The organism is Plantactinospora sp. CNZ320, from assembly GCF_002846275.1.
In genome coordinates this window covers 3,451,291-3,475,655 of the sequence record NZ_PJMP01000001.1, presented here as the reverse complement: position 1 = coordinate 3,475,655, position 24,365 = coordinate 3,451,291, and the positions used below count along the sequence as shown (strand labels likewise).

The 24,365-nt window shown below is 72.0% G+C and carries 21 protein-coding genes; 12 read left to right on the top strand and 9 right to left on the bottom strand.

Annotated features, from left to right (window positions below):
* Nucleotides 1-32: 32 nt before the first annotated feature.
* Complete coding sequence (gene uppS, locus CLT71_RS15185; RefSeq protein WP_101367683.1) at nt 33-809, top strand: polyprenyl diphosphate synthase; 777 nt, start codon at nt 33-35, stop codon at nt 807-809.
* A gap of 24 nt (nt 810-833) precedes the next feature.
* On the opposite strand, the gene CLT71_RS37480 is transcribed toward uppS, so the two are convergent.
* On the bottom strand, nt 834-1,448 hold the full coding sequence (locus CLT71_RS37480) for a hypothetical protein (protein ID WP_199187603.1): 615 nt from the start codon (nt 1,446-1,448) through the stop codon (nt 834-836).
* Between the two features lie 103 nt (nt 1,449-1,551).
* The gene (locus CLT71_RS15175) at nt 1,552-2,457 is read right to left on the bottom strand and encodes an SURF1 family cytochrome oxidase biogenesis protein (RefSeq protein ID WP_101367682.1); all 906 of its coding nucleotides are present in this window, start codon (nt 2,455-2,457) and stop codon (nt 1,552-1,554) included.
* Between the two features lie 199 nt (nt 2,458-2,656).
* Here CLT71_RS15175 and CLT71_RS15170 point away from each other — a divergent pair, with 199 nt between their 5' ends.
* Together CLT71_RS15170 and CLT71_RS15165 are read left to right on the top strand one after the other, a co-directional pair.
* On the top strand, nt 2,657-4,969 hold the full coding sequence (locus CLT71_RS15170) for a cobyrinic acid a,c-diamide synthase CobB (RefSeq protein ID WP_101371467.1): 2,313 nt from the start codon (nt 2,657-2,659) through the stop codon (nt 4,967-4,969).
* A 268-nt stretch (nt 4,970-5,237) separates the two neighbouring features.
* Complete coding sequence (locus tag CLT71_RS15165; RefSeq protein ID WP_101367681.1) at nt 5,238-5,813, top strand: GNAT family N-acetyltransferase; 576 nt, start codon at nt 5,238-5,240, stop codon at nt 5,811-5,813.
* Nucleotides 5,814-5,833: 20 nt separating this feature from the next.
* Here CLT71_RS15165 and CLT71_RS15160 read toward each other — a convergent pair whose 3' ends face one another.
* Entirely contained in the window at nt 5,834-7,999 is a 2,166-nt protein-coding gene (locus tag CLT71_RS15160) for a transglycosylase domain-containing protein (RefSeq protein WP_101367680.1), read from the bottom strand.
* Nucleotides 8,000-8,142: 143 nt separating this feature from the next.
* On the opposite strand from CLT71_RS15160, the gene cobC reads away from it, so the two are divergent.
* The 4 genes from cobC to CLT71_RS15140 all read left to right on the top strand — a co-directional run bounded on the left by cobC (nt 8,143) and on the right by CLT71_RS15140 (nt 12,064).
* Nucleotides 8,143-9,288: an Rv2231c family histidinol phosphate aminotransferase CobC gene (gene cobC, locus CLT71_RS15155; RefSeq protein ID WP_101367679.1), complete on the top strand. Its 1,146-nt coding sequence runs from the start codon at nt 8,143-8,145 to the stop codon at nt 9,286-9,288.
* Entirely contained in the window at nt 9,288-10,370 is a 1,083-nt protein-coding gene (gene cobT, locus CLT71_RS15150; RefSeq protein ID WP_101367678.1) for a nicotinate-nucleotide--dimethylbenzimidazole phosphoribosyltransferase, read from the top strand. Before cobC ends, cobT begins: the two co-directional genes overlap by 1 nt.
* A gap of 2 nt (nt 10,371-10,372) precedes the next feature.
* Nucleotides 10,373-11,659: a uroporphyrinogen-III C-methyltransferase gene (gene cobA / locus CLT71_RS15145; RefSeq protein WP_101367677.1), complete on the top strand. Its 1,287-nt coding sequence runs from the start codon at nt 10,373-10,375 to the stop codon at nt 11,657-11,659.
* Nucleotides 11,660-11,803: 144 nt separating this feature from the next.
* Nucleotides 11,804-12,064, top strand: coding sequence for a hypothetical protein (locus tag CLT71_RS15140; RefSeq protein WP_101367676.1), 261 nt, complete (start codon nt 11,804-11,806; stop codon nt 12,062-12,064).
* 85 nt (nt 12,065-12,149) lie between these two features.
* On the opposite strand, the gene CLT71_RS15135 is transcribed toward CLT71_RS15140, so the two are convergent.
* A complete protein-coding gene (locus CLT71_RS15135) occupies nt 12,150-12,350 on the bottom strand; it encodes a MerR family transcriptional regulator (RefSeq protein ID WP_101367675.1) in 201 nt (66 codons plus the stop codon).
* Nucleotides 12,351-12,569: 219 nt separating this feature from the next.
* On the opposite strand from CLT71_RS15135, the gene CLT71_RS15130 reads away from it, so the two are divergent.
* Nucleotides 12,570-12,791: a hypothetical protein gene (locus CLT71_RS15130; RefSeq protein WP_101367674.1), complete on the top strand. Its 222-nt coding sequence runs from the start codon at nt 12,570-12,572 to the stop codon at nt 12,789-12,791.
* Nucleotides 12,792-12,863: 72 nt separating this feature from the next.
* Here CLT71_RS15130 and otsB read toward each other — a convergent pair whose 3' ends face one another.
* On the bottom strand, nt 12,864-15,458 hold the full coding sequence (gene otsB / locus CLT71_RS15125) for a trehalose-phosphatase (RefSeq protein ID WP_101371466.1): 2,595 nt from the start codon (nt 15,456-15,458) through the stop codon (nt 12,864-12,866).
* Between the two features lie 11 nt (nt 15,459-15,469).
* Nucleotides 15,470-16,870: an alpha,alpha-trehalose-phosphate synthase (UDP-forming) gene (locus tag CLT71_RS15120; protein ID WP_101367673.1), complete on the bottom strand. Its 1,401-nt coding sequence runs from the start codon at nt 16,868-16,870 to the stop codon at nt 15,470-15,472.
* Nucleotides 16,871-17,201: 331 nt separating this feature from the next.
* Between CLT71_RS15120 and ettA the strand changes: the two genes are divergently transcribed.
* From ettA to CLT71_RS15100, 4 genes are all read left to right on the top strand, one after another.
* The gene (ettA, locus tag CLT71_RS15115) at nt 17,202-18,878 is read left to right on the top strand and encodes an energy-dependent translational throttle protein EttA (protein ID WP_101367672.1); all 1,677 of its coding nucleotides are present in this window, start codon (nt 17,202-17,204) and stop codon (nt 18,876-18,878) included.
* Nucleotides 18,879-18,882: 4 nt separating this feature from the next.
* Nucleotides 18,883-19,374, top strand: a complete 492-nt coding sequence (locus CLT71_RS15110; RefSeq protein WP_101367671.1) for an acyl-CoA thioesterase — start codon at nt 18,883-18,885, stop codon at nt 19,372-19,374.
* A 12-nt stretch (nt 19,375-19,386) separates the two neighbouring features.
* Nucleotides 19,387-20,169, top strand: a complete 783-nt coding sequence (locus CLT71_RS15105) for a DUF8185 domain-containing protein (RefSeq protein ID WP_486483276.1) — start codon at nt 19,387-19,389, stop codon at nt 20,167-20,169.
* 131 nt (nt 20,170-20,300) lie between these two features.
* Nucleotides 20,301-20,903 carry a type III secretion system chaperone family protein gene (locus tag CLT71_RS15100; RefSeq protein ID WP_101367669.1) on the top strand — a complete coding sequence of 201 codons (603 nt, stop codon included), beginning with the start codon at nt 20,301-20,303 and terminating at the stop codon, nt 20,901-20,903.
* Nucleotides 20,904-20,928: 25 nt separating this feature from the next.
* Here CLT71_RS15100 and CLT71_RS15095 read toward each other — a convergent pair whose 3' ends face one another.
* The 3 genes from CLT71_RS15095 to CLT71_RS15085 all read right to left on the bottom strand — a co-directional run bounded on the left by CLT71_RS15095 (nt 20,929) and on the right by CLT71_RS15085 (nt 24,263).
* A complete protein-coding gene (locus CLT71_RS15095; protein WP_486483275.1) occupies nt 20,929-21,432 on the bottom strand; it encodes a globin in 504 nt (167 codons plus the stop codon).
* A gap of 45 nt (nt 21,433-21,477) precedes the next feature.
* Nucleotides 21,478-22,854: an MFS transporter gene (locus tag CLT71_RS15090; protein WP_101367667.1), complete on the bottom strand. Its 1,377-nt coding sequence runs from the start codon at nt 22,852-22,854 to the stop codon at nt 21,478-21,480.
* 350 nt (nt 22,855-23,204) lie between these two features.
* Nucleotides 23,205-24,263, bottom strand: a complete 1,059-nt coding sequence (locus CLT71_RS15085; protein ID WP_486483274.1) for a mechanosensitive ion channel family protein — start codon at nt 24,261-24,263, stop codon at nt 23,205-23,207.
* Nucleotides 24,264-24,365: the final 102 nt, after the last annotated feature.

The window sequence follows — 24,365 nt, the reverse complement described above, 5'->3', positions numbered from 1 at the left end:
CCCGACTGGCCGACGGTTGCTACCGTTCGACAATGATCTTCCGGAACGCCATCTACCGGCTTTACGCTCGCCGCCTGCGGGCGCAACTGGTCAACGGCTCGCTGCCCCGGCACGTGGCGATGGTGATGGACGGCAACCGGCGATGGGCCCGGAAGCAGGGCTTCGACGACCCGAGCGTCGGTCACCGGTACGGCGCCGAGCACGTCGACGAGGTGCTCGGCTGGTGCGCCGACCTCGGCATCGAACATGTGACGATCTTCGTTGCCTCAACTGACAACCTGCGGAAACGGCCCTCGGACGAGGTCCGGTATCTGATGGAGGTGGTCGAGCGGATCGTCGCCGCCCGGCTCGCCGAACGCCCCGGCCGGTGGCGGGTGCACCTCGCGGGACGGCTCGACATGCTGCCCGACTCGACCCGGCACGCGCTGAAACTGGCCCGGGACGCGACCGCCGAGCGCGGTGCCGGGTTCCACCTCACCATCGCGGTCGGCTACGACGGCCGGGCCGAGGTCGTCGACGCGATCCGTTCGCTGCTGGACCAGGCAGCCCAGGCCGGTACCACCCCGACGGAACTGGCCGAGCGGCTTACCGCCGAGGACATCGCGGCGCACCTCTACACCCAGGGGCGGCCCGACCCTGACCTGATCATCCGTACCAGCGGCGAGCAGCGGATGTCCGGGTTCCTGCTCTGGCAGGCGGCCTACTCCGAGCTGTACTTCTGTGACGCGTACTGGCCCGGCTTCCGGTACGTCGACTTCCTGCGCGCCCTGCGCTCGTACGCCGGCCGGCAGCGCCGGTACGGCGCCTGACCGGTGGTCGTCAGTAGTCAGTAGTCAGATCGCGGCCAGCGACCGTACGTAGTTGACCTGCTGGTGGATCTGCTGGACCTGGAACTGTTCGGTGACCGGGATCCGGGCGACGTACTGCCGCGTCCCGCTGGTCACCGTCACCTGCACCGTCCCACGGTGCACGGTTTCCTTGACGAGGAGGAACAGCAGGCTGAACACGGTCAGCACGCAGAAGCCGACCACCGCCAGCACGATCGCCCAGGTCGGCGTCTTCTGTTCGCTCTGCCAGTAGTCCGCGACGTGCCACTGTGAACCGGCCAGCGGAAGGTCACCGCTCGGGGTGCGTACCGTCGACGAGGTGACCACGATCTCGCCGACCTGTGCGAGTACCGGCTCCGAAACGACCGGGGCCGGCCACGCCGCCGTACCGCCCGGCTGCGCCGCGCCCGGATAGCCCGGGTGGAACTGCGGCGGCACCGGGTGGGGTTGACCGCTGACCGGATAGGACTGCTGCGCAAAGTCCGACGACGACGGTGTCGGTGTCGGCGGTTCGTCCGGGGTGTGCGGCGGCGGATGCCCGGGCGAGACAGCCGCGTCGGTCGGCCACGGATCAGTCGGCGGCGGAGGCACGTCCGGCGCTCCGGTCGGGTCCACGCTCATGCCGGCTCCTCCCCAGTGCCCACCCCGGCCCGTTCCCGCAGACCTTAACCCGGCGGCGCCGACGCGGGTGGCCGACCCCGGAGCGAGCGGCCCGCCAGCAGAGTCAGGGGCTCGGTGCGGCGGCCGGCTGGTCTCGCCGATCCGGCCCGGCCCGGCCCCGCTTGTCGTCGCTGGCGCGATCCCGGTTGTCGTCGCTGGCTCGGTCCCGGTTGTCGTTGCTGGCTCGGTCCCGGTTGTCGTCGCCGGCCGGCGTGTCGCCGCGCGCCTCCCGGCGGGCCGCCCAGGCGAAGCCGACCAGGGTCAGCGCCGCGAACAGCCACCACTGGACGACGTAGCCGCCGTTCTGCCAGTCGTTCTCGTGCCGGATCGGTATCGCGGAGAAGGCCGGGTCGGCGGCCGGGGTCTGCTCGTCGAGCAGCAGGTACGCCGAGTAGACCGGGTACGGCAGCTCCCGGGCCAGTGCGGGTACGGCGATCCGTCGCGTCTCGAGCCGGCCGTCCCGCCGGGTCACCGCGTCCGGCTTGCTCTCCGACAGGTGCACCCGGCCCACCACCGTCACCTCACCGGAGGGGGCGGCGGGAACCTCGGGCCGGGCGAGTGCGCTACCGCCGGGGATGGGCGGGAGCCAGCCCCGGTCCACCAGTACGGCACTTCCGTCGGCCAGCCGCAGCGGGGTGAGCACCTCGAAGCCGACCCGGCTCTCCACGGTACGGCTGCGGATCAGGATCACGTTCGTGCTGTCGTACCGCCCGGTGACAGTCACCCGGGTCCAGGCCGCGTCGGCCGGCGGCGGCTGGCCGGTCGTGCCGGCCGCGCCACCCGGCCGGGGCAGCACCTGGTCCACGGGGATCGGCGCCAGCGTCGCGGTTTCGTCGATCCGCTCGTTGGTCGCGGCCCGCTCCTGGTAGCGACTCAGTTGCCAGTTGCCGAGCAGCACCATCACCGTGGCCGCGGCCAGGGTCAGCGCGAGAATGCCCAGCCAGCGAGGCGTGAGCAGGAACCGGTACACAGCACGAGGCTACCCGCACCGTCGCGGCGGTTTCCCAGGTGGCCGGCTCGGCGGGCCGGCGCGGCGCGCGGTGCCGGGTATCCTCACGCGCGTCGGTTCGATCGACGGGTCGGGCCGGGCCGTCCCTCGCACCATCCCGTCCGTACCAGAACCTCCGCACCGCCCGCCCGGGCCGGTGACCGCCCCCGAGGAGCCGACCATGATCGCCGCGCCGCGCGTAGTGGTGAGCGCACCGTCGTCCGGACACGGCAAGACCGCGATCGCGGTCGGCCTGCTCGCCGCGTTCGCTGCCCGGGGGCTGGACGCCACCGGGTTCAAGGTCGGCCCCGACCACACCGACGCCGCCTATCTCGGGCTCGCCGCCGGGCGGCCCGGCCGCAACCTCGACCCCCGGCTGGTCGGCTCGCAGCGGATCGCCCCGCTCTTCGCGCACGGCTCGGCCGACACCGAGATCGCGGTGGTGGAGGGCACGATGGGGCTCTTCGACAGCCTGGCCGGCCGGCCCGAGGTCGACTCGACCGCCGCGATCGCCACCGCGCTGCGGGCCCCGGTGGTGCTGGTCGTCGACGTGGGCTCGATGGGCCAGTCCGTCGCCGCGCTCGCGCACGGCTTCCGGGCGTACGACGAGATGCTCTGGCTCGGCGGCGTGATCCTGAACCGGGTCGCCTCGGACCGGCACGAGCAGCTGCTCCGCGACGCGCTGGACGACATCGGGGTACCGGTCTTCGGGGCGCTGCGTCGACGGGACCTGCCCGCCGTACTGCCGTCCCGCCAGCACGGTGTGGTGCCGGTCATGCAGCGCGGCGTGGAGGCGTACCGGGGGGTGCGGCGGCTCGGTGAGGCCATCGCCGGAGCCGTCGACCTCGACCGGCTGCTGGCGCTGGCCCGTTCGGCACCCCGGGTGCCGGTGACCGCCTGGTCGGCGGCGGAGGCGCTCGCCGAACTCGGGCCGGTCGGCGAGGCGCCCGCCGCGGGTACGGTGGTGGCGCTGGCCGGCGGCCCGGCCCTGTCGTACTCGTACGCCGAGACCGCCGAACTGCTGGCGGCGGCCGGTGCCGAGGTGGTCACCTTCGACCCGCTCCGCGACGAGGTACTGCCGGCCGAGACCGGTGCGCTGGTGATCGGCGGCGCGCTACCCGAGACGTACGCCGAGGAGCTGTCGGCGAACCGCCGGCTCTGCATAGCCGTTGCCGAACTGGCGCGTACCGGTCGACCCGTGATCGCCGAGGGCGCCGGGCTGCTCTGGCTGGCCCGGGAGTTCGACGGGCGCCCGATGTGCGGAGTGCTGGACGCCAGCGGGGCCAGCCTGGACCGGACCGTGGTCGGTTACCGCGAGGCGACGGCCCAGGCGGACACCCCGGTCGCCCGGCTCGGCGCTCGGATGGTCGGCTACAAGCAGCATCGTGGCGTACTGACCCCACGGGCCGGACAGACCCCGGCGTGGAGCTGGGGCGGTGGGCCGCCCGAGGGGTTCGTCTGGCGCCGGGTGCACGCCTCCCAGTTGACGTTGCACTGGGCGAGCAGCCCGATCATCGCCAGCCGCCTGGTCGCCGCCGCCGCGTCGGCCGGTACGCCCGCCCAGGCTGGTACGCCCGCCCAGGCCAATCCGGCTCCGGTGTCGCCGGCTGGCGCCGTCCCGCCGGCTGGCCCGGTGCCTCCGGCTGGCCCGGTCACGCCTGCTGGCGCCGTGCCGGTTGGCCCGGTCTTGCCGGCTGGCGCCGTACCGGCTGCCGGGCCGGCCGCGCCGGTGTCACCCGGACCGGCCGGCGCCCCGGCGCCATCCCCGGCTTCGGCGCCACCCCCGGCCCCGGCGGCACCGTCCGCCCTGCCCGTGTCCGCCTCGATGCCACCGTCCGCCCCGGCCGTACCGTCGGCTCCGGTGTCACCGCCGGGCGCGGTCCCGCCGGCAGTCCCGGTCTCACCGCCGGGGCAGGGCGGCCCGGCTGCCCCGGTGTCGCACCCTTCCCCGAGCGGTGGTCCTGCCTCGGCCGATGGTCCCCGGGGCGGTCGTCCCGTCCCGGCCGGAGATCCTGCCGCAGCCGGTCGTCCTGCTCCGGCCGGGCATCCTGCGCAGGCTGTTCCTCACCACGCCGTTGGCGCGGGCGTCCCGGCGCCGAGGGTTGCCGCCGGCCCGCCGAGGGTCGCCGCCGGCCCTGGCCCTGACCCTGGCCCTGGCCACGGCCACGGCCCGGTGAGCGGCGCACCGGTTCGACCCGGACCTGCCGGGCCGGGCTCCGCCGCGCCCGCTCCGGCCGGCGGGGGCGAGGCTCCGGAGGCGGTGGCCGCGCCCCGGCCGAGGCCGATGGTGGGCAACGAGCAGTCGGTGCCCGGGGGCGCCGCGGACCGGCCGGCGCCGCCTCGGGCCGGCGACCGATCGGGTACGGCGCCCGCAGCGGCCCGGACGGGTGCCGAGCCTGCCCCGGGCGGCGGTGCCGGACCGGGCGGGACGGCCGGGGCCGAGCGGATTGCCGGTGTGGTGCCGAGCAGTCCGGCCGGCGGACCGGTGGGGTGAATCCGGTCGGCGACCGGTCGGGTGGCGGCCCACGAACCCCGGGAACGGGTCTCCGGCGGGCGTGTCGCCAACCCTGGGCGGGAGCCGAGGTTCGTTTCTGCGCTGATGTCGCTGCCGGCGGCGGAAGCCGAGATCCGGCGGGCGGGAGCCGAAATGAGGTGGCGGATGTGACCGGGTGGGCGGTTCTGGCCGACTGGATCGGCAACCGGCCGGGCGGGCGGAGCACGGTCGGCATGCGATCCGGCAGTGAATGGGGTGAGTCGGCACAATGAGCGGAGAGGTGGCGGTGCGCCGCTTTCCGAGTTTGACCGTGTCGACGCCACGGGTGCACGTACGACCGCTGCTCCGCACGGACGCGCCGGCGGTCTCGGCGATCTTCGCCGACAAGCAGACCCGGCGCTGGCTGCCGTTACGGCGCGAACTGGGGGAGATCGACGCCGAGGCCTGGTGCACGGAGATGGCCCAGGAACGGCGGGACAGCGGTAACGGCGACCACTACGGCATGATCCGGCGCGAGGACGAGCTGCTGGTGGGCTGTCTCTGGACCAAGCGTACGGACTGGGGCGGCCGGGTCACCGAGGTGTCGTACGCGGTCGCGCCGGAGGCGCGTGGCTTCGGCATGGCTGCGGAGGCGGTCGACGCGATAGCCGTCGCGTTGATCCTGGAGCACGGCTTCCAGCGTCTCGAACTGCGGGTGGCCCCCGGCAACACCGCCTCTCGACGGGTGGCCGAGAAGGCTGGGTTCACCTACGAGGGGCTGCTGCGCAACGCCGGGTACGTGCACAGCGGCCGGGTCGACCTGGAGGTCTGGTCCCTGGTCGTCGCCGACCTGCACCGGCTCTGACCGGCCACCGTACTGACCAGTCAACTCGTGAGCTCGTCCGAGGGCGGGTTGAACTGGCGTACCGGCTGGTCCTTCAGCGCGCCCTTGAGGAACCCGGCGACGGCGTCGATCGGTTTGTTCGCCGGACCCGAGCCGACCGGGTTCATCGGGCTGTCCGGGTCGGAGAGGAAACTCGCGACGGCCAGCTCGGGGGTGTAGCCCACGAACCAGGCGGCCCGGTCGCTGTCGGTGGTACCGGTCTTGCCGGCGACCGGTCGACCGACGATGCCTCGGACCCGGTCGGCGGTGGACCAGCCGCCGCAGGAGCCCCGGGCCGGGGTGTCCCCGGTCGGGCAGCGGGCGGCGTCGGTGGCGGCCCGGGCGGCGTCGGCGCTGACCTGCTGGCTGCACCGGGGGAGCGCCATCTCCAGATCCATCCCGGAACCGCTCCGGTACGTCGCCGGGGTGCCGTCCGGCCCGACGATCGAGGTGACCGGCAGGGCCTCGCAGAACCGTCCCTCAGCGGCGACGGTGGCGTACGCGTTGGCCATCTCCAGCGGCGTGACGTCGGAGACCCCGAGGGTGAACGACCCCCACTTGTTCGCCTGGCTCGGCGACGCCTGCCGCTTGTCGATGTCGGTACGCCACTGAAGGCCCAGCCGTTCGGCCAGCCGGACCACGTTCTCGGCGCCGACCTTCTGCTCCAGCCAGACGAAGTACGTGTTCACCGACTTGCCGAAGCCGGACCACATGGTCTGGTTGCCGCTCATCGCGCCGCTGGCGTTCGACGGGCACCAGTAGCCGCCACAGTCCGTCGGGCCGCCGCTGCCGTCCGGATAGATCGAGACGAACCTGTGCGGTGAGTTGAACGACGTGCTCAGGGGCAGCCCGGCGTCCAGCGCGGCGAGCATGGTGAACATCTTGAACGTCGAGCCGGCCTGGTAGCCGGGGAGGTCCCCGCCGCCGAGCAGCGGGACCACGGTGTTCGGATAGTTGCCCTTCATCCGGCTGCGCTTGCTCGGGTCGGAGTGCGGGCCGTTCTCGCTCTGGTCCAGCGAGTAGGACCGGTTCACCGCCATCGACCGGACGTACCCGGTGCCGGGTTCGACCGCGACCAGGCCGTGCCCGTACGGGCTGCCGATGGACTCGCCGCCCTGCACCTGCTCGTCGGCGATCTTCTGCATGTTCGGGTCCAGGCTGGTGACGATGGTGTAGCCGCCCCGGCGCAACCGGTCGAGGCGCTCCAGGGTGTTGCTGCCGAAGGCCGGCTGTGCGGCCCACCAGCCCTTCAGGTAGTCACAGAAGAAGCCCCAGCTGTTGCGCTCCTCGGGCACCGAGACGCAGTCGTTCGGCGGGTTGCTGAGGCGCAGTTGGATCGGTTCGGCCTTCGCCGTGGCCGTGGCCTGCGGGGACAGGTAGCCCATCGCCTGCATCCGGTCGAGTACGTAGTTGCGCCGGTCGGTGGCGGCCTTCCGGTCCGAGCTGGCCGGGTCGTACGTGGTCGGCGCCTTGACCAGCCCGGCGAGGGTGGCCGCCTCGACCGGGTTGAGGTCCTTCGGCAGTTTGGAGAAGAAGATCTCCGACGCCGAGTAGATGCCGTACGCCCGGTGGCCGAAGTAGGCCGAGTTGAGGTAGCGCTCCAGGATCTGCGACTTCGTCGTCTCCTTCTCCAGGTCGAGGGCGAGTCGCATCTCACGCAGCTTGCGGATCGGCGTCTGCTCGGTGGCCTGCCGGGCCTCGATCGGAGTCTTCGCGCTGTCCCGCAGGGCCATCCGGACGTACTGCATGGTCAGCGTGGAGGCGCCCTGGGACACTCCGCCGGCCTGCTGGTTGGCGACGAAGGCCCGGAGTACGCCCTTGGGGTCGACGCCGTTGTGCTCGTAGAACCGGGAGTCCTCCGAGGCCACGATCGCCTGCTGGATGAACGGCGACATCTGCGAGACCGGCACGTACCGGCGGTGTTCCTCGTAGAAGGTGGTGATCAGGGTCGTCCCGTCGGCGGCGTAGACGTAGCTGGTCTGCGCGGGTGAGGAGGCGAGCAGATCGGCCGGGGTCTTCTCCACCAGGTCGGCGCCGGCCTTGGCGGCCAGTCCACCGACCGCGACGAACGGGAACAGCGCCGCCGCGACGACCACGCCAGCGATGAGTCCGGCCCGGAGCAGGGGTACGAGTCGACCAGAGGCAGAGCGGGTGGTGGGGTTGGTCACGTCTCCAAGCTAGGATAAATCTCGGTAAAACATGATAAAGATTCGCGGATCTGCGATTCTCCGGGCCGGGCGATTCGATCGCTTCCGATCCGCTCCGGGACGCCGCTGGCCCCTGTGGCCGCGCGCCCGGCAGGATCATCCCCATGCACCGGCCCGCCCCGCATTCCACGGATCAGCCCGATCCGCACGGGCCGGATCTGGGTCACCACGGCGATGTCGAACTCGCGCCCGGTCTGGTGGATCTCGCGGTAAACGTCCAGCGGCACCCGATGCCGGCCTGGTTGCGGGAACCGGTCGTGGCCGCGCTGGAGACACTGGCCTCATACCCCGATCCGGCGCCGGCCCGGGCCGCCGTCGCCGCCCGGCACCGCCGCCCGGCCGGCGAGGTACTGCTCACCGCCGGCGCCGCCGAGGGGTTCGTGCTGCTCGCCCAGGCGTTCCGGGGCGCCCGCCGGCCGGTGGTGGTACATCCCCAGTTCACCGAGCCGGAGGCGGCGCTGCGCGCGGCCGGGCACCGGGTCGAGCGGGTACTGCTGCCGCCGGAGACCGACTTCCGGCTGGACCCCGAGCTGGTACCGGCCGACGCCGATCTGGTCTTCATCGGCAACCCCACCAACCCGACCTCGGTACTCCACCCGGCCGACGTGCTGGCCGGCCTGGCCCGACCCGGCCGGATACTCGTGGTCGACGAGGCGTTCGCCGACTCCACGATCGCCGCCAACCCCAGCGACCTCACCATCGCCAGCGACCCCACCGACGCCGCCGCCCTCGCCGTCGAGGGGACCGCCGAGCCCGAGTCGCTGGCGAGCCGGCGTGACCTCCCGGGGCTGGTCGTGGTGCGGAGCCTCACCAAGACCTGGGGACTCGCCGGACTCCGCATCGGCTACCTGCTCGCCCCGGCCGAACTGGTCGAGCGGCTGGCGGCGGTACAGCCACTCTGGGCGGTCTCCACCCCCGCGCTCGCCGCGGCGGCGGCCTGCGCCACGCCCACCGCTGTCGCGGCGGAGCGCCGGATCGCCGCCCGGCTCGCAGTCGAGCGGGAGTACCTGGTGCGGCGGCTCGGAGAGTTGCCCCGGGTACGCGTCGCGGGTACCCCGGCCAGTGCCTTCGTTCTGGTACACCTTCCCGGGGCGGCCCGGGTACGGCTGGCCCTGCGCGACAGGGGTTTCGCGGTACGACGCGGGGACAGCTTCCCGGGGTTGGGCCCTGACTGGCTGCGCCTCGCGGTACGGGACACTGCCACCACCGACCTGTTCGTGGCCGCGCTGGCCGGAATCCTGGAGGAATGATGTTGGACGCCACCCTCGCCGGGATCGGTCCACTCGACGAAGCGGCCATGGCCGCGGCTGGGGACCTGCACGGGAGGTTGACCAAGCCGGCCGGTTCACTTGGTGCGCTGGAGGAACTCTCGATCCGGTTGGCCGGGCTGGCCGGGGTCTGTCCGCCGCCGCTGCCCGAGCCCGCCGCGTTGGCGATCTTCGCCGCCGACCACGGGGTACACGCCCAGGGGGTCACCCCGTGGCCGCAGGAGGTCACCGCCCAGATGGTCGGCAACTTCCTGGCCGGCGGCGCGGTGGTGAACGCGTTCGCCGGGCAGACCGGCGCGACCGTCACAGTGGTGGACGTCGGGGTGGCCACCCCGCTGCCGCAGGTGAAGGTGCCGGCGCAGCGGTCGGGGCGGTCGGCCCCCCGGCTGATCAGTGCCAGGGTCCGGGACGGCAGCCGGGACATGAGCGTCCGGCCCGCCCTGACCCGGGACGAGGCACGCAGCGCGGTCGAGACCGGCATCCGGGTCGCAGACGAACTGCTCGACTCCGGGGCCGGGATCCTGCTGACCGGTGACATGGGGATCGGCAACACCACTGCCGCCGCCGCGCTGATCGCCGCCTTCACCGGGATCGACCCGGCCGAGGCCACCGGGCGGGGTACCGGAATCGACGACGTCACGTACGCCCGCAAGGTGGCGGTGGTCCGGGCGGCGCTGGCTCGGCACGTACCCGATCCGACGGATCCGCTCGGGGTGCTCGCCGCGGTCGGCGGCCTGGAGCACGCGGCGCTGGCGGGTTTCGTCCTGGGCGGTGCTGCCCGGCGGGTCCCGGTGCTGTTGGACGGGGTGAGCGCGGTCGCCGCCGCGCTCGCGGCGGCGGCCTTCGCCCCGGACGCGGTCGGCGCGATGGTCGCCGGGCACCGCTCGGCCGAGCCGGGCGCGACCGCCGGGTTGGACCGGCTGGGCCTGCTGCCGATAATCGACCTGGGTCTACGACTCGGTGAGGGCACCGGCGCCCTGCTCGGCTATCCGGTGGTCGCCGGTGCGGTGCGGGTGCTGCACGAGGTGGCCACGTTCGACTCGGCGGGAGTGTCGGAGAAGTGATCATGTATCCGCTCGCGCTGCGGCTCGCCGGCCGGCGTGTGCTGGTGGTCGGTGGCGGAGCGGTGGCGACCCGGCGGGTGCCGGCGCTGCTGGAGGCGGAGGCCCGGGTGGTGGTGGTCGCCCCCGAGCTGACCCCGGCGCTGCGGGCGCACGTCGACGCCGGCCGCCTGGAGTGGGTGGCCCGGCAGTTCGCCCCGGCCGACCTCGACGGTGCCTGGCTGGTGCAGGTGGCGGTCGACGACCCGGCCGCCGCCGAGGCGGTGAGCGCGGCCGCCGCCGAGCGGCAGATCTTCTGCGTACGCGCCGACGACCGCGACGCCGCGACCGCCTGGACCCCGGCGGTCACCCGGCACGGCCCGCTCACCGTCGCGGTGCTCGGCGGGGGCGACCCGCGTCGGGCGGTGGCGGTCCGGGACGCGATCCGGGAGCAGTTGATCGCCGGAACGCTCACCGTTCCCGCCGCCGATTCCACCGCCACCCCTGCTGCCACTTCCGCAGCGAGTGTCGATTCGAGTGCCAGTGTCGCGGCCGGGAGGCCGGAGCGTCCGGCCGGTCGGGTGGCGCTGGTCGGTGCCGGGCCGGGCGACCCCGAATTGATCACCATCCGGGGCCGGCGGCTGCTCGCCGAGGCCGATGTGGTGGTCGCCGACCGGCTGGTCCCCGGGCTGCTCCTGGACGAGCTGCGCCCCGAGGTCGAGCTGGTGGATGCGACGAAGATCCCGCACGGCCCGGCCGCCGCGCAGGAGGAGATCAACCGGGTACTCGTCGATCGCGCCCTGGCCGGCGCCCGGGTGGTCCGGCTCAAGGGCGGCGACCCGTACGTCTTCGGCCGGGGTGGCGAGGAGGCGCTGGCCTGTGCCGCCGCCGGAATCCCGGTGACAGTCGTCCCCGGGGTGACCAGCTCGGTCGCGGCACCGGCGGCGGCGGGCATCCCGGTCACCCACCGGGGCGTGGCGCACGAGTTCACTGTCGTCTCCGGGCACCTTCCGCCGGAGCACCCCGACTCGCTTGTCGACTGGTCGGCGCTGGCCCGGCTGCGCGGCACCCTGGTGGTGCTGATGGGGCTGAACAACCTGCCCGCGATCACCGCCGTACTGCGGGCGCACGGCCGCGCACCGGAGACTCCGGCGGCGGTGGTCCAGGAGGGTGCGACCAACGGTCAGCGGGTGCTCCGGTCGACTCTGGACGCGGTCGCGGCGCAGGCGCAGGCGGCCGGTTTCCGCCCTCCGGCGGTGGTGGTCGTCGGTGACGTGGTGACCACCCTGGCCGGAGTGCCCGGCGTACGGTGACGGTCGGGTCCACAGCCGGGCTGCCCCGGAGGCAGTACCGGCGCGTGCAGATGCGTTTCGTGTCGTCCCCCCGACACATCGACGCACGCCACCGGATAAAGGGACAGGATCGCGCCACGCTCTGATCACAGGAGGAGGCGCAGCGTGGCTAAGCGGACCATGAGCGACATCGCCCAGAACCTGATCAACTCGGCCAACGAAGACGACGAAACGATGCCCGAGCGCGCGGCGGCAACGCGTCAGGAAGCCCTGGTGTACGCGGTCCTAGCGGTAGCTGATGAGTTGGCCCGGCTCCGGGAGGCGATCGACGGTGTGGAAGGGGCCCTAACGGATCAGGACAACTTTGGGGCCGGCATCCACCTGCACTACATCTCCGATTGGCTCAAAAAACTGGCAGAAAAGTAGCCTGCACGGCGCAACGAACGGCCCGCAGCCTGAGAGACCGGTCCGGCACGCGGGCCGTTCCGCGTGTCCGAGGACGCTCTCCCGGCTACTCGCTCTCGTCGCGCTGGCTGGGCCGGTTGTCGCGTATCCACGCCTCGACGGCGTCCCGGTCCCAGATCCGCATGCGGCCGTTGCCGACGGTGTCAACGGGCTCGGGGAACCCAGGCCGGCGGACGATCTCGGTTGCCCTGGTGCGTGATACCCCGCCGAGCATCGCGGCGACATCTGCCAGGGCAACCAGCCTCATGGGGCGACGGTAGGCACAATTGACCTTGCCACTTCGCCGCTTGCCACATTGACGGTGTCGAAGTGGCAAGGGGCTGTTGTGTATGGGCTGTGCCGCTCGTGGAGCGGGGCTCGGGGGCGGCACGTCGGCCCTGCTCTGCCCGCGCGGCCGGATCACCCCGTCCCTTGGCAAGGGGCGCCGGCCAGCGGGCGGGCTCGGACGCAACGAAGGGTGACGCCCATGTTCAGCGATGACCTACCGCAGCAGCCCGTACCACTCACCGACCTCGGGCCGGTGCCGGTGCCGGAGTCCGTCGAGCGGGCCGCGATGCGCAGTGTGCTGTTGCGCCACGTCAGTAACGGCGGCAACTGCCGGGCGTGCGGTAACCCGCCGGACCACACCGGCTACTGCTGGGCCGCCAGAGTGGCACACGAACGGTTGGCGGGTGACTGGGGGAGGTGACCCGGCAGAGACAGGGAACGGCCCGGACCCAGGTGTGACAGGTCCGGGCCGTCGCCGCGGTAGACCGCTCGGTCAGACTTTGAGCATGTTGTCGAGCAGCAGGGCACAGCGGATCAGGCCCAGGTGGCTGTACGCCTGCGGGTGGTTGCCCAGGCCGCGTTCGGAGATCGGGTCGTACTGCTCGGGAAGCAGTCCGGTCGGGCCGGCGGTGTCCACCATCTGCCTGAACAACTCCTCCGCGTCGGAGCGCCGTCCGGTGCGCAGGTACGCCTCGATCAGCCAGGCCGTGCAGATGTGGAAGCCGCCCTCCCGGCCGGGCAGCCCGTCGTCCCACCGGTAGCGGTAGACCACCGGACCGCTGCGCAGGTCGGCCTCGACCTTCAGCACCGTGGCCAGGAACCGGGGGTCGTCGTCGGGCAGCAGACCCGACAGGCCGATCCAGAGCGAGGAGGCGTCCATCTCCTCGTCCCCGTACGCGACCGTGTAGGCGCCGGCACCGGCGTGCCAGCCGAACTCCAGCACGTTGTGCCCGATCCGGTCACGCAGCTCGACCCACTCCGGCCGGTCGCCGTCGCCGTGCCGCCGCACCACGTGCAGGGCCCGGTCCACCGTCATCCAGCACATCACCTTGGAGTAGACGTGGTGCCGGGGCGGCAGCCGCGCCTCCCAGAGCCCGTGGTCAGGTTCGTGCCAGCGCCGGGCGACCGCCTCGACCATGTTCTCCAGTACCCGCCACTCGGTGTCGCGTACCTCGCCGCGCAGGTCGGCGACGGCCGCCAGCAGGTCGGCGACCGGCCCGAAGACGTCGAGCTGGAGCTGGTGGTTGGCGAGGTTGCCGACCCGGACCGGCCGGGAGCCGGCGTACCCGGGGAGGGTGTCGATGACCGCCTCGGCGCCGAGTTCGTAGCCGTCCACTGTGTAGAGCGGGTGCAGCCGTTCCGGGTGCCCGCCGGTGCGTTCGACACAGCCGTCGACCCAGCGCAGGAAACCCTCGGCCTCGCTCAGCGAGCCCAGGTCGACAAGTGCCCGGGCGGTCATCGCGGCGTCGCGGAGCCAGCAGTACCGGTAGTCCCAGTTGCGTACCCCGCCCAGCTCCTCCGGCAGCGAGGTGGTCGCGGCGGCCAGGATCGAGCCGGACGCCTCGTGCACCAGGCCGCGCAGCGTCAGCGCGCTCCGCCCGACCATCTCCCGGGCGGTGCCCGGCAGCCGCAGCCCGGCGACCCAGTCCCGCCACGGCTGCTCGGCCACCGCCTGCCGCTCCTGCACGGGTACCCGGTGGTGGTCCAGGCTGTGCGAGCCGAACCGCAACTCGCAGGTGATCTGGCCACCGGCGGCGGCCAGGTCGACCACCGCACGGGCGGACTCGTAGCCGCCGTCGTTCACGATCTCCCACTCGACACCGGGGGAGTAGAGCGCGATCGGCTCGTTGGAGCCGAGCACCAGCAACCCGTCGCCGAGCGGCTGGAGCTGCACGGCGACCTGGCCGAACTCGGGCCGGGGGGCGAAGTCGAGCCGGACCCGGCCGGCGCCGCTGAGCACCCGGACCAGTGTCGAGTCGCCGCTGATCACCGCCGAGCCGGTCGGCACGTCGTCGGCCGACGGCCGGTCCAGCCAGTCGGTGACGGTCAGCCCGGACCAGCGGGTCTCCACGGTCATGGTCCCGGTCCGGTAGCGCTGGCCGAGCGGCAGGCCGCCGCGTTCCGGCGCGACGCTGAAGTAGCCGGCCGGGTTGCCGCCGACCAGGTCGGCGAAGATCGCCGGGGAGTCGGGCTTGGGGTGGCAGAGCCAGGTCAGGCTCGCCTCCGGGGTGACGAGTGCGACGGTACGCCCGTTGGCGAGCATCGAGTGCCGCTCGATCGGTACGGCCCGCTCGCCGAAGAGCCAGTTCCGGCGTACCTCGAGCAGCAGCGCGAGCACCCGGGCGGCGTCGACCGGTTCGTTGATCCGGAACGCGGCCCGGGTCTCGCCCGGACCGATCTTGACGCCGACGTCCGGGCCGTGCAGCTTGGCGAAGGCGTTCTCGTCGGTGACGTCGTCGCCGAGGAAGAGCGCGGCGCTGGCCGAGAGCTGGGTGCGGAGCTGTTCGAGCGCGGTGCCCTTGTTGGTGGGGATCACCGACAGCTCGATCACCTCCTTGCCCCGGGTCACGGTCACGTCCGGCCAGATGGCCGGGCCGGCGTCGACCGCCGCGACGACCTCGGCGGCCACCTCGGGATCGGCGCCCCGGGTGTGTACGGCGATGCTCGCCGGCTTGGTCTCCAGCCGTACCCGGGCCCGGCCGGCGACGATCTGGCGCAGCTCGTTACGCAGCCGGGTGCGCACCTCGATCAGCTCGGGGGAGAGGCGCTCGACGAAACCGATGTCGAACTCGGAGCCGTGGCTGCCCACCAGGTGCACCTCGCTGGGCAGCCGGGAGAGCGTGGCCAGGTCACGCAGGGCCCGGCCGGAGACCACGGCGACCGTGGTCTGCGGCAGGGCGGCCAGCGCGCGTACCGCCGCGACCGACTCGGGCAGCGGCACGGCCTTGGTCGGGTCCTCCACGATCGGCGCGAGCGTGCCGTCGTAGTCGCAGGCGACCAGGAGCTGTGGCACCCGGGCGATCCGGCCGATGGCGGATCGCAGTTCGGGGTCGATCGCGTCGAGGGTCCGGGGACCCCCGTCGAGCAGTGAGCCGGACTTCACTCGTCCTCCGTCTCGGGTACGCCCAACTCGTTGAGGAAGGACCGGGCCCAGTGCCCGACGTCGTGGGTACGCAGGTGGCGCTGCATGATGCGCATGCGGCGCCGGGCCTCGACCTTGTCGACGTGGACCGCGCGCAACAGCGCGTCCTTGACACCGTCCGGGTCGTGCGGGTTACAGAGGAATGCCTGGCGCAGCTCGGTGGCGGCGCCGGCAAACTCACTGAGCACGAGGGCGCCGCCCGAGTCGGCGCGTGTTGCTACGTACTCCTTGGCCACCAGGTTCATTCCGTCTCGCAGCGGGGTCACCATCATCACGTCGGCCGCGCAGTAGAGCGCGGCCAGTTCACTGCGACTGTACGACTGATGGAGGTAATGGACGGCCGGCACACCGACCCGGCCGAATTCGCCATTAATTCGACCAACTTCGCGTTCTACCTTGACCCGGAGTGCCTGGTAGTGCTCCACCCGTTCCCGACTCGGCGTAGCAACCTGCACCATAACCGCGTCGGGAACTGTCAACTTTCCGTCAGAGAGCAACTCGCGGAACGCCTTGAGCCGAAGTTCGATCCCCTTGGTGTAGTCGAGCCGGTCCACCCCGAGGATGACGGTCTTCGGATCGCCCAACTCGGTACGGATCTGCTTGGCCCGGGCCTGCACCGCCGGGTCGACGGCCATCCGCTCCATCTCGGCCACGTCGATCGAGATGGGGAAGGCGCCCGCCTTGACCTGCCGGCCGTCCACCTGGATCATCTGGCCCTCGTAGCGCAGCCCGAGCAGGTGCCGGGCCAGCCGGACGAAGTTCTGCGCCGCCAGCCGCTGCTGGAAGCCGACCAGGTCGGCGCCGAGCAGCCCGCGCAGCACCTCGGCGCGCAGCGGCATCTGCATGAAGAGTTCGATCGGCGGGAACGGGATGTGCAGGAAGAAGCCGATCCGCAGGTCGGGCCGGAGTTCCCGGAGCATCGCCGGCACCAGTTGGAGTTGGTAGTCCTGCACCCAGACCGTCGCGCCCTCGGCGGCCACCTCGGCGGCGGCCTCGGCGAACCGGGCGTTGACCAGCCGGTACGCCTCGCGCCAGCGGCGCTTGTAGGCAGGGGTCTCCACGGCGTCGTGGTAGAGCGGCCAGATCGTGGCGTTGGACTGGCCCTCGTAGTAGCGTTCGAGTTCCTCCGCGCTCAACGGCACCGGGTGCAGCCGGATGCCCTCCAGGTCGAACGGTTCCGGTGCGGCGCCCACTCCACCGGCCCAGCCGACCCAGGTGCCCTGGTGCTGGGCCAGCACCGGGTGCAGGGCGGTGACCAGACCTCCGGGGCTGCGCCGCCACTGGCGTCCCTCGGGAGTTGTCACCTCGTCGACCGGCAGGCGATTCGCAACGACCACGAACGAGCTACGTACGGTCACAATCAGTGCACCTCCGGTGATGACGGGTGGTCCACCGCTGAGCGTACTGAGCGTAGCTGCGGTGCCTAACCCCCAGTGCCACAAGTACTGCCCTGCGGGACGCGGTGCGAAAACACAAAGGTGATCATGACCACCCGGTCGGTCCGGCGCCGGGTTCGGCGGAGGGTGATGTGGGCGGGCCGGGCCGGACCTGTCAGGATTGACGATGGCGTTTCCGCCGCACCGCGCGGCCGGCCAGCCCGACAGCGCGGTCCAGAGCAAAGCCCGACGTCGTGGTCGGTCGTAAACACGGCATCCGGGGACATCACATCCGTGGGAGGTAGGCCGCACCGTGGCCCAGTACATCTACGTCCTGGAGAAGGCGCGCAAGGCGCACGGCGACAAGGTCGTGCTGGACAACGTGACGCTGAGCTTCCTGCCGGGGGCCAAGATCGGTGTGGTCGGTCCGAACGGCGCCGGCAAGTCCAGCCTGCTCAAGATCATGGCGGGCCTGGACCGGCCGAGCAACGGTGAGGCCCGGCTGATGCCCGGCTACACCGTCGGGCTGCTCGCCCAGGAGCCGCCGCTCAACGATGCCAAGACCGTGCTCGGCAACATCGAGGAGGCGGTGGCGGAGACCAAGGCCAAGCTGGAGCGGTTCAACAAGATCGCCGAGCAGATGGCCACCGACTACTCCGACGAGCTGATGACCGAGATGGGGCAGCTCCAGGAGGAGTTGGACCACGAGGACGCCTGGGACATCGACTCCAAGCTCGAACTGGCGATGGACGCGCTGCGCTGCCCGCCGCCGGACGCCGACGTCACCCAGCTCTCCGGTGGCGAGCGGCGCCGGGTCGCGCTCTGCAAGCTGCTGCTGGAGGCGCCCGACCTGCTGCTGCTGGACGAGCCGACCAACCACCTGGACGCGGAGAGCGTGCAGTGGCTGGAGCAGCACCTCGCCAAGTACGCCGGCACGGTCATGGCGATCACCCACGACCGGTACTTTCTCGACAACGTGGCCGGCTGGATCCTCGAACTCGACCGGGGCCGGGCCGTCGGCTACGAGGGCAACTACTCCACCTACCTGGAGAAGAAGGCCGCCCGGCTGGCCGTCGAGGGCCGGCGCGACGCCAAGATGAAGAAGCGGCTGACCGAGGAACTGGAGTGGGTCCGGTCCAACGCCAAGGCCCGGCAGACCAAGTCCAAGGCCCGGCTGGACCGCTACGAGGAGATGGCCACCGAGGCCGAGAAGACCCGCAAGCTGGACTTCGAGGAGATCCAGATTCCGCCGGGTCCGCGCCTGGGCAACACCGTGATCGAGGCGCACTCGCTGCGCAAGGCGTTCGGCGACCGGGTGCTGATCGACAACCTCAGCTTCTCGCTGCCCCGCAACGGCATCGTCGGCATCATCGGCCCGAACGGCGTCGGCAAGACCACGCTCTTCAAGACCATCGTCGGGCTGGAGCAGCCGACCGCCGGCTCGGTCAAGGTCGGTGAGACGGTCAAGCTGTCGTACGTCGACCAGAACCGCGAGGGCCTGCACGGCGACAAGACGGTCTGGGAGCTGGTTTCGGACGGGCTGGACCACCTGATGGTGGGCAAGGTCGAGATGCCGTCCCGGGCCTACGTGGCGGCCTTCGGGTTCAAGGGCCCCGACCAGCAGAAGCCGACAAAGGTGCTCTCCGGCGGCGAGCGCAACCGGCTCAACCTGGCGCTGACCCTCAAGATCGGCGGCAACGTCATCCTGCTCGACGAGCCCACCAACGACCTGGACGTGGAGACCCTCTCCTCGCTGGAGAACGCGCTGCTGGAGTTCCCCGGCTGCGCCGTGGTCATCTCGCACGACCGGATGTTCCTGGACCGGGTGGCGACGCACATCCTGGCCTGGGAGGGCGACGACGAGGACCCGTCGAAGTGGTTCTGGTTCGAGGGCAACTTCGAGGCGTACGAGAAGAACAAGATCGACCGGCTCGGTGCCGAGGCGGCCCGGCCACACCGGGTCACCTACCGCAAGCTCACCCGTGACTAGTCCGGTGCAGTCCCGACCGGCGCCAGCGGAGCAGCTCGACAGCCGCAGGTACGTCTACGAGTGCACGCTGCGCTGGTCGGACCTGGACGCGTACGGGCACGTCAACAACGCCCGCTTCCTCACCCTCTACGAGGAGGCCCGGGTGGCGCTGATGTTCGCCGGCGGCCGGGCCTGGGGAGTCGGCTCGTTCGCCGACGGTGTGGTGATCTACCGGCACGAGATCGACTACCTGCGCCCGGTCGGGTACACGCTCGACGAAACGACCGTCGAGCGTGCCCCGACGGTACGCATCGAGATGTGGATCGAGGACCTGCGGCAGTCGCGGTTCACCGTCGTCTACGAGCTGTTCGACCGTACGGTGCTGGCCGGCCGGGCCCGGTCGGTGCTGGTGCCGTTCGACCTCGAAAAGCAGCGACCCCGCCGGCTCACCGACTCCGAGCAGGAGTTCCTCCGGCGGTACCTGATCGAGTCGACGACCCGGGACAAGCCAGCGTAGGGAGCGATGTCGGTGTCCGCTGCGGAGAAGGTTGGTGGTGCGCCGGTCGCGGCCGGGAACGGTCACGGGCTTTCCGGCCTGCCGGACGCCGGTGCCTTCCTGGCCCGGTTGACCCGGCTCGACCCGGGTGCGGTGGTCCGGCTCCGCTCCGGGGCGCCCGGTGCGGCCCCCGGGGCGCCGGAGCGGACCGTACTCTGGGCGCGGCTGCCCTGGAACGTGCTGGTGGGCCGGGTGGTCGCCGGGGCCGGGCCGGGCGACGCCACGGTCTCCGCCGCCGAGCTGCTGGCCGAGCTGGGCCGCGGCGGTGCGGCGTTGCCGCGCCGCCGGGACGCCGACTGGCGCTGGCCGGTGCCGGGCGGGCCCGGCACGGTGGTGGAGACGATCGCCGGCGCCGAGCTGCGCCGGATCGCGGCCGCGGCGGCGCAGACGTTGCGCGGTGCCGCCACCGAGGGCGTCGCCGGCCGGGCCGTCGGCCAGCGGGCGGTCCGGGACGCCCTGCTCGACCACGTCGCGGTGGTGGTGACCGCACCATCGATCGACACCGATCGGGGAACCGGGGTCGGCATCGCCAACGATCCCTCCCCGGGTGGCGGGCGGATAGAGATCTCTCAACGGCTGGTTCAGGCCATCGTCCGGATGGGCTTTCTCAGCTCCTCCGGCTCACCTGACCAGGACGCCGTACGGGTGCGGATCATGGGTCGTTGGGTCGGACTGGCTGCACCATTCGGAGTGGCATGGTCACAGAAAGTCAGTCAGCTTGCGATAAAACCGGCGCGTGATCAACCGAACGGATGAGGCGGTATGGTCCGTCCGTCCCGGGGCTGTCGGTGGGGGGGTGCTTCGAGCCGGCTGTACGGGTACCGTCGGGCCTCGGATCCAACGCAACGTAGGCACGTGGATCCGCTGGGGAGTGAGGTGCGCAAGCGATGCCGTGGTGGTCATGGCGCCCCGGCCACGCCGGTGGCGGCGAGCCGGAAACTCGAAGCAGGATCCAGTCGGACGGTGCCGTCCGGGTCGGGCCGCCGGCGCCCCGGGAGCCGGAACACGACTCCCGACCGGAACCCGACGCGCGGCCCGGAGATCGGGCCTCGATCAGGGAGATCCCCCCGGTGATCGCGCCGGTGACGCTGCGCCGGGTCGGCGACGCGCTGGACCTGCTCGACGTCCGCTACCTCGCCGACGGCGACGGCAGCCTGCTGGCCATGTGGGAACGGCACGCCGTGCTGTTCGCCCTGGAGGGGCCGGACGACGAGATCCTCGTCATGCGGGCGCGGCCACACTCCACCGTCCCGCCGGACTGGGCCGACCGGGCCTACCGGGTGGTCAACGAGTGGAACCACACCCGCCGGTTCTGCAAGGCGTACGTCGGTGACCCCACCGAGCGCGGCCAGTTGCCCATCTACGCCGAGTTGCAGGTGCCGTTGAGCGCAGGAGCGCACGACGCCCTGCTCGTCGAGATGCTGGACTGCGGAGCCGCGGTGGCGACCACCTTCGTCGACTGGCTGCACGACGAGGGCGCACTGCTCTAGCGGCCGACTCCGGCAGGGGCAGCGCTCAGTGCGCCGGCCCCGGCGTCTCGTCCATCGTGTTGACCATGAAGTACGCGGCCCGTTCGAGGTACTGCCACAGGGTCTCGTGCTGCTCCGGCGACAGCTCCAGCCGGTCCACGGCCTGGCGCATGTGCCGCAGCCAGGCGTCCCGCTCGACCGGCCCGACCCGGTACGGCGCGTGCCGCATCCGGAGCCGGGGATGCCCGCGCTGCGCCGAGTAGGTGTTCGGGCCACCCCAGTACTGGATCAGGAAGAGCCTCAGCCGGTCCGCCGCCGGGCCGAGATCCGCCTCCGGGTACATCGGCCGGAGCACCGGGTCGGTGGCGACACCCGCGTAGAACTCGTCGACCAGTCGTCGGAAGGTCGGTTCGCCGCCGATCTCGTCGAAGAACGTCGGCGACGGGCGGGTCTGCTCTCGCTCACCTGCGGGATTCACCGCTCCATCCTGCCACCCGGATGGGCGATCATCGCCGCCTCTGCGCCGTCCTCCCGGTGCGGGCTGGCTCACATCCGAGCGGTGCGGGCTGGCTCACCTCCAGCGCGGTGCGGGGGATCAGACCGCGCCGATGCCGGCCTCGGACGAGGGCGGCCTGGGGTTGGGCGGGGAGTTCGGCGCCCGACGCTGTCCCGATCGGGCCGCCTCGGCCGTCGCCTCCCGCTCGGCGGAACGGCGCCGGGCCTCCGCGATCGCCTCGTCGAACCGTTCCGACTGCGGCCAGCGCAACGCCAGCACCAGCATCAGCAGCACCCCGGCGGCACTCCACAGCCCCACCACCCGGGGAATGCTGAACCGCTCGGCGAGCAGGCCGGTGACGAGCACCGCGAGCCCCTGCATCACCTGCACGCCGGTGTTCATCACGCCGTTCGCCCGGCCCCGGTAACCGTGCGGCAGGGCCAGCACGAAGAGCCCGTTGGTCACCGGCATCAGCCCGGCGACCGCGAAGCCGGCGACCGCGGCCAGCAGCGCGACCACCGCCGGCGGTGGGTTGAACAGGGCGGGCACCAGGGACAGCGGGGCGAGTACCGCGAACGGCCGGACGAGCGCCCGGCGCAGGTTCGGCCGGAGGGCCCGGCCGACGAGCACGCCGCCGAGGATGAAACCGGCCGGTGCGGCGATCATGATCAGCGCCTGGGTGGCGCTCCGGCTGGCGCCCGAACCCGCGAGGTCGGTGGCCCAGGCCGCGGCCAGCCCTTCCGGGACGATCGCGAACAGCATCACGCAGAACACCATGATCGCGATGGCCCGCAGCACCGGCGTGCCGAAGACCAGGGCGAAGCCGGCGGCGGTCTCCCGGAGCAGGTGCTGCCGGCCGTGCTCGGGCGGCACGGCGGGCCGGTGCCGGACGCCGATCCAGAGGATCAGCGCGGAGAGCCCGAAGGCGGCGGCGTTGAGCAGCAGGGCCAGCGCCGGACTGTAGAGCGCGATGCCGGCCCCGACCGCGTAGCCGACGACCTGGGCCGCCTGTCCCACGCTGCCCTGCAGGGAGAGCGCGACGACCAGCCGGTCGCCGGTGAGCAGCAGGGGGAGCATCGCGGACCGGGCCGCCTGGCTGGGCGGATTGGCCAGGGTCGCCGCGAAGAGCAGCGCCAGGATCACCGGCGTGTCCAGACCGTCGATCGCGATCGCCGCGTAGAGCGGCAACCGGATGAGGTCGCAGATCACCATCACCGTCCGGTACGGGTACCGGTCGGCGAGGGTGGTCAGCAGCGGACCGCCGACCAGCCACGGCAGGTAGCTGATCGCGAAGGCCGCCGCGGAGAGCGCCACGGACTCGCTCTGCTGGTAGACCAGCAACGTGACAGCGGCCTTGGCCAGATAGTCGCCGGTCCAGGTCAGTACGGTGGCCGCGAAGACCGCCCGGTATTCACGCTGGGCGAACACCTCCCGATAGGTCGCCGGCCGCTCGGGAGTGTGTGTCTCTTCGGACACCGGTGGGCCTCCATCGTTCTCGACCGCTGACCAATTGGGATGGGGCTGCCGGGAACGTCAGACGTTCTGATCAGCAAGGTCTTCGTTACGCTCCGGGAGGGGAGCTAGTTCTGGATTCTGCCCGATCGTATGACGACTGGCTAGGGCGAACGGATAGATCGTCACATCTCCGACTGGTCGAACGGACCATACCCGACCGCCCACACGGTACGCGACCCCTGACGGCCGGCCCCCTGGCCAGGCCATCCGGTACCCCGTACGGCGCCGTCCGGCGGAACTGGTGCCGTCGCGTACCGGTGCCGGGTCAACCGGTCGGCGGGGCGCTGGTGGCGTACCCGAAAAAGGTTCGCTCAGGTCGCTCCACCCTGGCCGGTCTCGCCGTCGGCCGGTGGGGTCGACGGCCGGGGGAACATCCTGGTCGCCGCGATGCCGGCGGTGATGCCCGAGTTCTCCAGCGCCTCGGCCAGCCGGCGCCGCAGCTCCCGGGAGACCGGAAGCTGCCCCTCGGCAGTGGTCTTGGCGACCGTCCGGATCACCGAACCGTCCACGGTGATCTGCTCGACCCCGACCACCTCGGGCGGCTCCACCAGTTCCGGCGCCAGCTCCGGGTCGACCGCGACCGAGGCGGCGGCGGTGCGCAGCACTGCGGTGGCCTCCTCGGTCCGGGCGAAGCCGATCGGGATGTCCACCACCACCATCGCCCAGCCCTGGCTCTTGTTGCCGACCCGGATGATCTCGCCGTTGCGGATGTACCAGACCACTCCCCGGGCGTCCCGGACGGTGGTGATCCGCAGGCCGACCGCCTCGACCACCCCGGTCGCCTCGCCGAGGTCCACCGTGTCGCCGACCCCGTACTGGTCCTCCAGCAGCATGAAGAGCCCGGCGAGCAGATCCTTGACAAGCGTCTGTGCGCCGAACCCGAGGGCCAGACCGGCGATACCGGCACTGGCCAGCAGTGGGGCCAGGTCGAAGCTGAGTTCGCTCAGGATCTGCAACACGGCGATCGCGAAGACCACCGCCGTGGTCATGCTGCGCAGCACGGAACCGATCGCCTCGGCCCGCTGCCGGCGCCGTTCGGGTACCACCGCCTGCGGGTCGGGCGCGGCGCTGGGGATCCGTTCCCGCAACGGCCGGAGTACCGCCGGGATCCGGCTCTCCGAGGTGCTGCGCACCAGCCGGTTGATGGTCCGGTGCAGCAGGAAGCGGAGCAGGACCGCCACCAGCAGGATCAGCACGATCGTGGCCGGCTTGATCAGGAAGAGGTTGCTCCCCTCGGCGAACCACGCCGACTTTGTCACCCGGTAGACCTGGTCGCAGAGCGGGTTGTCCAGGCAACTCGGCTTCGGCTCCGGTGTCTCGGCCGGTGGCGTTCCGAGTACGGCGGCGGTGATCAGCGTCGCGGGGTTCACGAATGACTTCGTACCGTACCGGCGTCCGCCGGTCTCGGCCGACCCGCCGGCACGTGTCGGACGCCGCCGTCGCGCGGGCCGGTGCCGCCGAACGGTGGGGAC

Excerpts from the sequence above, each read along its gene's own strand:
- uppS (WP_101367683.1), top strand. The coding sequence starts at position 33 with ATGATCTTCCGGAACGCCATCTACCGGCTTTACGCTCGCCGCCTGCGG.
- CLT71_RS37480 (WP_199187603.1), bottom strand. The coding sequence starts at position 1,448 with ATGAGCGTGGACCCGACCGGAGCGCCGGACGTGCCTCCGCCGCCGACT.
- CLT71_RS15170 (WP_101371467.1), top strand. The coding sequence starts at position 2,657 with ATGATCGCCGCGCCGCGCGTAGTGGTGAGCGCACCGTCGTCCGGACAC.
- CLT71_RS15165 (WP_101367681.1), top strand. The coding sequence starts at position 5,238 with ATGAGCGGAGAGGTGGCGGTGCGCCGCTTTCCGAGTTTGACCGTGTCG.
- cobC (WP_101367679.1), top strand. The coding sequence starts at position 8,143 with ATGCACCGGCCCGCCCCGCATTCCACGGATCAGCCCGATCCGCACGGG.
- cobT (WP_101367678.1), top strand. The coding sequence starts at position 9,288 with ATGTTGGACGCCACCCTCGCCGGGATCGGTCCACTCGACGAAGCGGCC.
- cobA (WP_101367677.1), top strand. The coding sequence starts at position 10,373 with ATGTATCCGCTCGCGCTGCGGCTCGCCGGCCGGCGTGTGCTGGTGGTC.
- CLT71_RS15135 (WP_101367675.1), bottom strand. The coding sequence starts at position 12,350 with ATGAGGCTGGTTGCCCTGGCAGATGTCGCCGCGATGCTCGGCGGGGTA.
- CLT71_RS15130 (WP_101367674.1), top strand. The coding sequence starts at position 12,570 with ATGTTCAGCGATGACCTACCGCAGCAGCCCGTACCACTCACCGACCTC.
- CLT71_RS15100 (WP_101367669.1), top strand. The coding sequence starts at position 20,301 with ATGCCGTGGTGGTCATGGCGCCCCGGCCACGCCGGTGGCGGCGAGCCG.